Genomic DNA, 1,333 nt, shown 5'->3' with positions numbered 1-1,333 from the left:
CGGGGTGATGACATGGATGTGGTGGCCGGGTTGGAGGCGGGTGCCGATGATTATGTGGTCAAGCCGGTGCAGCCCAGGGTGTTGGAGGCGCGTATTCGGGCGGTGTTGCGGCGGATCGGCCGGGATCAGGCGGAGCTGGAGCGGTATGGGGAGCTGACCATTGATCGGGCCGGGTTGGTGGTCGCCCATCGTGGGGTGGTGGTGGGTCTGGCTCCGACCGAGTTGCGGTTGTTGCTGGAGTTGTCGGCTGCGCCGGGTCGGGTGTACAGCCGTCAGCAGTTGCTGGAGTCGGTGTGGGAGCACGGGTATTTCGGTGACTCGCGGTTGGTGGACGCGTGTGTGCAGCGGTTGCGCGCGAAGATCGAGGACGACTCGGCGGCGCCTGTCTATGTGCAGACGGTGCGTGGGTTCGGGTACCGGTTCGGGCCGGTGTGAAGCGGCCGGTGGCAGCTTGGCCGGACCTGGGGCTGCGTGCCCGGTTGTTGTTCGCGTTCGCGTTGCTGTGTGTGGTCACTGCGACGGCGGTGGCCGGTGGGATGTACGTTCAGGCCCGCAACGACATCCTGCAGCGGGCCCAGGACGCTGCGGTGCAGGCGATGAGGAGCCGTCTGGAGGCGCTCTTCCCGTTGCGGAGTGCGGCGCCGGACGCGGGCGAGCTCGGCGAGATCGCCCGGGCCGTGGCGGACGGGGAGAACGACACGGTCGCCGTCTACCACGAGACGCGCTCACCGGCCGGCCCCGGCCGGCCATGCCTGCCTTTCGGCAGGCCATGCCGGCAGGGTCTGGATCCCGGGATGATTCCCCAAGGGCTGCGGCGGGAGGTGGCCGACGGCAACATCGCGTGGCAACGCGTGGTGTGGCAGGACGGGCCCCAGCTGATCATCGGCGCGCCGTTGCTGGTCGTCGAGGGGGACCGCACGACGCGGGCCTCCGGCATCGAGGTCTACACCGTGCACAGCCTGGCTCCCGAACAGCGCAGCATCGACCGGCTCTCCGCGTCCGCCTGGCTCATCGGCGTGGCCGCCCTGGCGTTCGCGGTCGTCCTGGCATCGCTGGCCACCCGCGGCGTGCTACGCCCGGTACGCGAACTCGGCCACGCGGCACGCCTGCTGGGCCAAGGCGAACTACGGACCAGAATCACGGTCCACGGCTCCGACGAGCTGGCCGAGGTGGCACACACCTTCAACAACACCGCCACCGAACTCGAACGACACGTCAAACAACTACGCGAGATGGAAGCCGACGCCCGCCGATTCGTCGCCGACGTCTCCCACGAACTACGCACCCCGCTGGCCGCACTCACCGCCGTCGCCGACATCCTGGACGAGGAGGC

Annotated in this window: 2 protein-coding genes; both read left to right on the top strand. The window is 69.2% G+C overall.

Annotated elements, in window-relative coordinates; genetic code table 11:
* The coding region (locus tag ACWEPL_RS65260; RefSeq protein WP_452443102.1) for a winged helix-turn-helix domain-containing protein at nt 1-435 on the top strand (435 nt) is incomplete at its 5' end.
* 8 nt (nt 436-443) lie between these two features.
* The coding region (locus ACWEPL_RS65255) for a HAMP domain-containing protein (RefSeq protein ID WP_452443100.1) at nt 444-1,333 on the top strand (890 nt) is incomplete at its 3' end.

The organism is Nonomuraea sp. NPDC004186, from assembly GCF_053603495.1.
Note: the sequence above shows the minus strand (reverse complement) of the source record. Positions and strands in the feature narration are given on the sequence as shown.